The sequence below is a fragment of the Bacillus sp. FSL K6-2819 genome (genome assembly GCF_038008305.1).
Lineage (GTDB): Bacteria > Bacillota > Bacilli > Bacillales > Bacillaceae > Bacillus > Bacillus amyloliquefaciens.
In genome coordinates, this window is record NZ_JBBOYV010000002.1 from 1 (window position 1) to 6,990 (window position 6,990).

Annotated in this window: 10 protein-coding genes; 6 read left to right on the forward strand and 4 right to left on the reverse strand. The window is 39.9% G+C overall.

Going from position 1 to position 6,990, the window contains the following annotated elements; all coding sequences use genetic code 11:
- Positions 1 to 67 precede the first annotated feature (67 nt).
- Together MHH91_RS20695 and MHH91_RS20700 are read right to left on the reverse strand one after the other, a co-directional pair.
- Entirely contained in the window at positions 68 to 220 is a 153-nt protein-coding gene (locus tag MHH91_RS20695) for a hypothetical protein (protein ID WP_167562336.1), read from the reverse strand.
- 200 nt (positions 221 to 420) lie between these two features.
- Positions 421 to 564: a hypothetical protein gene (locus tag MHH91_RS20700; protein WP_167562335.1), complete on the reverse strand. Its 144-nt coding sequence runs from the start codon at positions 562 to 564 to the stop codon at positions 421 to 423.
- A 311-nt stretch (positions 565 to 875) separates the two neighbouring features.
- Between MHH91_RS20700 and MHH91_RS20705 the strand changes: the two genes are divergently transcribed.
- Positions 876 to 1,898: a protein rep gene (locus tag MHH91_RS20705; RefSeq protein WP_103330595.1), complete on the forward strand. Its 1,023-nt coding sequence runs from the start codon at positions 876 to 878 to the stop codon at positions 1,896 to 1,898.
- 272 nt (positions 1,899 to 2,170) lie between these two features.
- On the opposite strand, the gene MHH91_RS20710 is transcribed toward MHH91_RS20705, so the two are convergent.
- On the reverse strand, positions 2,171 to 2,722 hold the full coding sequence (locus MHH91_RS20710) for a hypothetical protein (protein WP_222885149.1): 552 nt from the start codon (positions 2,720 to 2,722) through the stop codon (positions 2,171 to 2,173).
- Between the two features lie 118 nt (positions 2,723 to 2,840).
- Between MHH91_RS20710 and MHH91_RS20715 the strand changes: the two genes are divergently transcribed.
- The 4 genes from MHH91_RS20715 to mobV all read left to right on the forward strand — a co-directional run bounded on the left by MHH91_RS20715 (position 2,841) and on the right by mobV (position 6,048).
- Positions 2,841 to 3,014, forward strand: coding sequence for a hypothetical protein (locus MHH91_RS20715; protein ID WP_163189873.1), 174 nt, complete (start codon positions 2,841 to 2,843; stop codon positions 3,012 to 3,014).
- Positions 3,015 to 3,313: 299 nt separating this feature from the next.
- Positions 3,314 to 3,751, forward strand: a complete 438-nt coding sequence (locus tag MHH91_RS20720; RefSeq protein ID WP_010891078.1) for an Hsp20/alpha crystallin family protein — start codon at positions 3,314 to 3,316, stop codon at positions 3,749 to 3,751.
- 46 nt (positions 3,752 to 3,797) lie between these two features.
- Positions 3,798 to 3,926: a hypothetical protein gene (locus tag MHH91_RS20725; RefSeq protein ID WP_255452039.1), complete on the forward strand. Its 129-nt coding sequence runs from the start codon at positions 3,798 to 3,800 to the stop codon at positions 3,924 to 3,926.
- A 670-nt stretch (positions 3,927 to 4,596) separates the two neighbouring features.
- Positions 4,597 to 6,048, forward strand: a complete 1,452-nt coding sequence (gene mobV / locus MHH91_RS20730) for a MobV family relaxase (protein WP_198698999.1) — start codon at positions 4,597 to 4,599, stop codon at positions 6,046 to 6,048.
- A gap of 12 nt (positions 6,049 to 6,060) precedes the next feature.
- Here the strand turns inward: mobV and MHH91_RS20735 are convergent, their stop codons facing one another.
- Positions 6,061 to 6,540, reverse strand: coding sequence for a DUF3967 domain-containing protein (locus tag MHH91_RS20735; protein WP_198698998.1), 480 nt, complete (start codon positions 6,538 to 6,540; stop codon positions 6,061 to 6,063).
- Between the two features lie 128 nt (positions 6,541 to 6,668).
- Here MHH91_RS20735 and MHH91_RS20740 point away from each other — a divergent pair, with 128 nt between their 5' ends.
- Positions 6,669 to 6,869, forward strand: coding sequence for a hypothetical protein (locus MHH91_RS20740; protein WP_167562334.1), 201 nt, complete (start codon positions 6,669 to 6,671; stop codon positions 6,867 to 6,869).
- Positions 6,870 to 6,990: the final 121 nt, after the last annotated feature.

Genomic DNA, 6,990 nt, shown 5'->3' on the forward strand with positions numbered 1-6,990 from the left:
GTGGGGGGATTGAAATATTGGCATCCAACGGCCGTCCGTTGGTGGGTTTGGGCAAAGCCCAATGAAGTCACTTTAATTCTTTGTGTAACTCGTTGTTTTGATCGAGCAAAATGATTCCTTTGAGGCTTCGTTCCGGATAATGCTGCGGTAAGTTGAGCTGCGGATCAGAAAGTAGTTCTTTCATTTTCTTTTTTGCTTCAGAGAGTGTTTCGATTTTCAATTTTGGTTCCTCCGGGTTTTTATTAATACTAACATGAGAGATGAAATGAGAAATGCCTCTGAAAATGCTCAGATTCGTTTCTGAGGGCTTTTAATAAAAAAACTGACCTTATACAAGGGAACGTCCTTAAAAACGCATATACGGGCTTTAATGCATCTAAAAATAAAAAAAGCAGACTCTGGGGAGTCCGCCATTTATTTTTAGCCTAATGCTCCATTTTCTGCTGTTTGGAAATCTTTTGATATGCCGAAATATCCATTCTCTTTTGTTCCGAAATCATGTCCGCCGGATACAAGAAGCAATCCAAGAATAGCAGTGGTAATTAAGACTGTACGTTTTTTCATGATAACGCCTCAAAATCTCCCCCCTACGGGGGAAGAACGGTTTTAATCTTTGGGTTTTGAGGTTTTTGGGTTTTTAAAAAAGCCTGCTGTTTTCAGCGGGCTTTTTTGCGATTTTGGCATAGCCAAAATCGGGTCTTTTCTTATCTTGATACTATATAGAAACAACAAGATTTCAAAAAATCAGGCTTAGCCCTTGTCTGTCAAGGGTTTTAAAGTATTTTGACAGCACAAAACTCCTTCTGCTATTATTTAAGTACCACCAAAAATAATAGAACGCTAGATTACTAGCACAGAAAGGAGTTTCGTTTCGTTTGAATTCAGTTGAACATAATTATAGCATCCTTGAGGACAAGACCGCAACAGGTAAAAAGCGGGATTGGAAAGGAAAAAAGAGACGGGCAAATCTTATGGCGGAGCATTACGAAGCATTACAGACCAAAATTGGAGCACCTTACTATGGCAAGAAGGCTGAAAAGCTGAATGGTTGTGCAGAGTGTCTTTCGTTTAAAAGAGATCCGGAGACGGATAAACTAAAGCTGTATCAAGCCCATTTTTGCAAAGTGAGGTTATGCCCGATGTGTGCTTGGCGCAGGTCGTTAAAAATTGCTTATCATAACAAATTGATTGTTGAGGAAGCCAATCGTCAGTACGGCTGTAGATGGATTTTTCTCACGCTGACAGTCCGAAATGTTGAAGGGGACGGTTTGAAACCTGCGATCTCTGACATGATGAAGGGATTCAATCGGTTGATGAAATATAAAAGAGTTGATAAAGCGATTCTTGGTTATTTTAGAGCTTTAGAGATAACAAAAAATCATGAAGAAGATACATATCATCCTCATTTTCATGTGCTTTTACCTGTAAAGAAAAGCTATTTCACGGGAAAGAATTACATCAAACAGGCGGACTGGACAAGTCTTTGGAAAAGGGCGATGAAACTGGATTACACGCCGATCGTTGACATACGCAGGGTTAAAGGAAAAGCTAACATTGATGCCGAACAGATCGAGAGCGATGTGCGGGAAGCCATGATGGAGCACAAAGCCGTTCTGGAGATTTCAAAATATCCAGTCAAGGATACGGATGTGATGCGTGGCAGCAAGGTGACGGATGACAATTTGAACACGGTGTTTTACTTGGATGATGCGCTTTCCGCCCGCCGTCTTATTGGGTACGGCGGCATTTTGAAGGAAATTCATAAGGAGCTGAACCTCGGTGATGCGGAGGACGGCGATCTCGTCAAGATTGAGGAAGAAGATGACGAGGTGGCGAACGAAGCATTTGAAGTTATGGCTTACTGGCATCCAGGCATTAAAAATTACATAATCAAATAAAAGCAGACCGTTTGGTTCTGCTTTTTTATTTGATGTTAAAATTACAACATGTGGTAAAATAGGCATAAAAGTGACTGAAAAATTGGAGGGTTCCCATGAGCATAGCTACGAGTACATTACTTTGGCAATTATTTAATTTTGGTTTATTGGGATTGGTTATATTCTTGATTGTTCGCTTTGTAAGAAAGAAGAAAAGAGCTCAACGTTAATTCTTAAAATAACCTAACCTCCGAGTATTCAAATAAAAGCAGACCAGATCAGCTCTGCTTTTTTTAACTAACCCATTTGTATTGTGTTGAAATTTGATTTTTTCGTTTTTTATCTTTGTAGGTTTTTATGATTAATTGTCTATGATAACCTAGGGAATCTTTACATTGTCTGTGTTGAATAGTTACATAAACTGGTTTGCTTTTAGGATAGTTTACATATACTGTTGTCATTGCTCCGAAAACAAAAGCTTTTAATGCTCCTGGAGCAAGATAGTTTCCTATAACTCCAACTATGCCACCTCCAATTGCTGGAATAATTTTATTTTCCCATTCTGTATATTTCACATTATCATACTTTTTAGTAGCGACAATTTTGCATGAATTTAAATAGTCGCCAGGAATCTGTTGGATAGTTATATTTTGATTAGACTGTTTAGTTTTGTTTGAAGAACAAGTTGTAATATCATTTTGAGAAAAAGTGGTTGGAACTATTGGTGTTGTTATATCTTTACTCTGTTCATTGTTATTTTGTTGAGCAGCAAGTATACTGTTCGTAGGAATCAATAAAACTAAAGACATTACTAAAGCTAATACAATTTTTATGCTACCATTCAATTAAAAAACATCCCTTCTTTGGTTATATGGGCCCGTATATAATATACCTCTTATTGGGATTTTTTGTTTAAATTTTGAATTAAATTAAGAGAAAATTAAGAAGGGTATGAATTTCACAGTGAAATTACTAATGAGTTTTGTGTTTGGAGCTTTAGGGGCATTATTAATGGTAAGTGTGAGAGAACATTTTTCTTTTACTGTGACATTAATAGTTTTAGTTGTTGTTATCATCGTTGCTTTTATTCTTGATGAGTTATGGAAAAGGCATAAAAAAAAGAGAGAAGAAGATTAATCTTCTTCTCTCTTTTTTTATGCCTTTGTCCTCTATGGGGTTCCGTCAGGAAAATGCGGATTTACAACGTTAAACTATTTTTGGGAAACAAAAACCTGCTTCTCCAACTCTAAGCAGAAGAAGCAAGGTGAGGTAATATTTTCACTTGCCAGAATCACGAGGTGGATTCACCATAAGAAACACTCTAAAAATTGGTACAGATACGAATCCATTTGTACAGAACGTAAAGTAAAGGATTTATGAATAAACGTATACAAAATTGGAATAATATCTTTGAAAATAACCAAGGAGGATTGAATATGTCATTAGTACCTTATGATCCATTTAGACAATTATCAAATATGAGAAGAGAATTCGATCGTTTCTTTTCGGAATTACCAATTTCGTTTGACAATGAACATGGTATAGGTGGGATTCGAGTTGATGTTCATGAAACTGAGAATGAGGTTGTGGCAACATGTGATTTACCTGGTCTTGAAAAGAAAGAAGATGTAGATATTGATATACAAAATAACAGATTAAGCATTAGTGGTTCTATCAAGCGTACCAATGAAATAAAAGAAGAAAATATGTTAAAAAAGGAACGCTATACAGGTCGTTTTCAACGTATGATAACACTTCCAAGCCCCGTTTCACATGATGGGGTTAAAGCTACGTACAAAAATGGAATACTTGAAATAACAATGCCAAAAGTGGCGAAGGACGTAAAAAAGAAGATAGATGTAAGTTTCCAGTAACATGAGTAAATTGCTACTGGTCATGAAAGATTTCGGGTATGACTACATGCAGGAATTAGCTAAAGAAAGTCCTGATTTGGTGGATTTGATAATTTTAACTATTCATTCACCTGAACAACAAAAGAAAAAGGTCATTTCTGAGTTAACAGATAATATTAAGAAAAGCTTTTTATAAATCTGATAAGGATCATAGGCTTTATATAAGCTAATAAATAATCATTATAGTACCTAAATTGTAATTAATTCATCGAAAGAGAAAGACAGGTTAAATAACTTGTCTTTTTTGTTTTGCAATTAACAAAAGATTATTTGGTCAATCTTTGTAATAACATGTTTACTATAACCAACATAAATAATTATGAATAACAATACCATAATTTTGTAATGCTAACTGTAAACTAACATTGTGAGAGGATATTATGTACATAAAGGGGTACCGTCAGGAAAATAGGCTTAGCGTTGTAAATCCGCATTTTCCTGACGGTGTACCTCTATGGGGAAGATCCTTATAAAATGAGAAAGTAGATGCACGGTTTCACAGCATACTTTCTCTTATTGAAAATTTGACACATAGAACAAATTGTTCATGTGTGTCAAATGCTGCGAGAGCAGCAAGGGTTTTTCCGATTTTCTGCCGATCTCTCATCGGCGGAAAAGTCGGGTCGGCAGACAGCCGACAAGTGGCACGAACTTTCGATGCGATAGCGAGAATGAGAGAGCCACCAGCACCGCAGGTCGCACGTCCAAATTTGCCATGGGCATAATTTGGTGTAGTGCGTTACACCAAAACTAAAATTTTGTGTTACCATAACCCTAATAGAGTGGTATATATTGGGGGGGTTCGTGTGGCAAATTATGCGGTTATCAGGATGGAAAAATACAAGAAAGATAGACTGAATGGGACGCAAAAACACAATCAGCGGGAGTTTCAAAAAAGCAAAAATGAAAACATTGATCGTGGCCGGTCGCATCTCAATTATGATCTTGTTAACGGTCAACCGATCAGCTACGCACAGGCGGTTCGTGAAAAAATTGAGGGCAGGGTCAAACGGAAAGTGCGGGACGATGCCGTTTTAGTGAGTGAGTTTTTGATTACGGCCAGTCCTGACTACATGAACGGATTGAGCGAGACGGAGCAGCGGCGCTATTTTGAAGCGGCGGTGGATCATCTGAAAGAGAAATACACTGCGGAAAATATGTTGTATGCCACGGTACATATGGATGAAGCGACCCCGCACATGCATGTCGGGATTGTGCCGATCACCGAGGACGGCCGGCTTTCTGCTAAAGATTTCTTTAACGGCAAGCTGAAGATGAAAGCTATTCAGGATGATTTTCACCGGCATATGGTGAAGAGCGGTTTTGACTTGGAGCGGGGAGAACCAAGCGAAAAGAAGCATGAAAATGTTCACCAGTACAAAATCAATCAGCGGAAAGCGGAGCTTGAGCGGCTGAACGCTGAGATCGCTTTGAAGGAAAAACGGAAAGCGGAATTGGAACAGCAGAACCGAGCGGTCGAATCAGTGGTTTCCGTCAAAAAAGAAGCGCTGACCGCCAAAATGCAAGAGCAGAGGATCCCGACCATTGAGTATGAAAAAGCCGGTCTTTTCAAAAAAGACAAGGTGTCTGTGCCGCAGCATGAACTTGAAAATTTGTATGCTTATGCGGAAGATCAAGGGAAAATGGCGGCGCAATTGTCGCGGCAACTTGAAGCGGAAACGGAAGAGAAGGAACGGTGGAAGTCCATAGCCGTCGAAGAAAGGGAGCGGGCAGATTCGAAAGATAAGATGCTCTCGGATTTGCAGAAGGCAATGAACGAGGAGGTCGAAAAAGCAAAAAGGGGGATGCGGCGTAAGCTGACTAAAGAATTTACGGAAGAGCAGCGGGAAGAACTCCGTCAGGAAGTGAAAGAAGAGCTGTCGGCTTTGAAAACAGAAAACAGCGAGCTGAGAACGGAGAATAATGATTTAAAGCGGCTGACGCTGTCTCTGAGCGCTCAAAAAGACAATGAGGTCAAAAAGCACGCCGAAACGAAAAAAACCCTTAAAACAGAAAGAGGCAGGTATAGTGAGCTGCTGAACTTCGCCAAAGAGCAGAATAAGGAATTTAAGTCGCTGAACGAGGAAAACAAGACGCTAAGAGAGCGGGTGGCCGTACTGGAACAGTGGAAAGACAAAATGGTGCAGTGGGCTAAAGAAAAGTTGCCAAGGGTGCGGAAATTAGCGGCATCGTTTTTCCGTACGGCTGGAATGCCTAGAGAAGCAAATAAATACAAGGACCATGAATTAGAGCGGTGACTGTTGGTGGTATTAGCTGTTCTTCCAAAATTGCCACCACTTTTTTTGTTTAGTGGCTGCGATCATTCTTTGTGTCTCTAGCGACTCCCGTAATGCGGCAGTGAGTGTCTCGTGCCTTTCTTGCTGTCTTTTTTCGAATCGTTCCATCCGTTCTGCCATGTGGCGGTTGAATTCTTCCTGTCGTTTCATGAATTCGACTAAAGGATTGTCCTGTAGCGATGTAGCGGTATCCGATATGGTCAGTTTAGAACGATATAAGCTTGCTATGTGCTTTACCGTTTCGTCGAGTGAGTGTCCATTGATCTTAGTCATTGTACATAGATACTCTAAAGTCTTTACGTCATCCTCGGTATAGAGTCGCCATCCTTTCGAATCTTTATTGAACGAGTAGCCTTGTTCTTCAAGCATACTGGCATACTTGCGGACAGTTACTGGCTCTATACCGAGGTGTTTTGCGACGTCCTTTGATGATAATTTGATTCCCATATCCATAACGTATCACCTCGTAAAAAGGGTTCGCTATAGTGAGGGCAAAGCCCTTTATTTAGAGCCATTTAAAAAGAAAGCTGTTCCGTTCTTTTATCAGGTTGGGACTGTATTTAGTTTATGGGGGAGTGCCAATGAGTGATTTTGAAACAGGAATGAGATATGTAAGAGCAACCCTTTGCTTTGAGGGCTTAGTGCTGACTGAAGAAGAGGAAAAGCTTTTAGAAAGGCGGTTTCATGGAGAAATCACAGAAAGAAGAATACATCCGAAAAGCGCTGGAGCTGTCTTATCTCTAAATGGGAAAGCGGGCGATTTTGGCGTGAGTCAACGGTAACCGGACCGTAGGGAGGATTAAGGAGTTGACTCACTCAGCGCCACCCGAACCCTTTCAGCACTCAAACAAACCCGTTTGTTTGACGCCAACCGGCGAGGGAGCCCCCCGAAGAATCGGGGGG

What these genes read in the sequence shown, in the direction of transcription:
- MHH91_RS20700 (WP_167562335.1), bottom strand. Translation starts at nt 564, where the DNA reads ATGAAAAAACGTACAGTCTTAATTACCACTGCTATTCTTGGATTGCTT.
- MHH91_RS20720 (WP_010891078.1), top strand. Translation starts at nt 3,314, where the DNA reads ATGTCATTAGTACCTTATGATCCATTTAGACAATTATCAAATATGAGA.
- MHH91_RS20725 (WP_255452039.1), top strand. Translation starts at nt 3,798, where the DNA reads ATGCAGGAATTAGCTAAAGAAAGTCCTGATTTGGTGGATTTGATAATT.
- MHH91_RS20735 (WP_198698998.1), bottom strand. Translation starts at nt 6,540, where the DNA reads ATGGATATGGGAATCAAATTATCATCAAAGGACGTCGCAAAACACCTC.
- MHH91_RS20740 (WP_167562334.1), top strand. Translation starts at nt 6,669, where the DNA reads ATGAGTGATTTTGAAACAGGAATGAGATATGTAAGAGCAACCCTTTGC.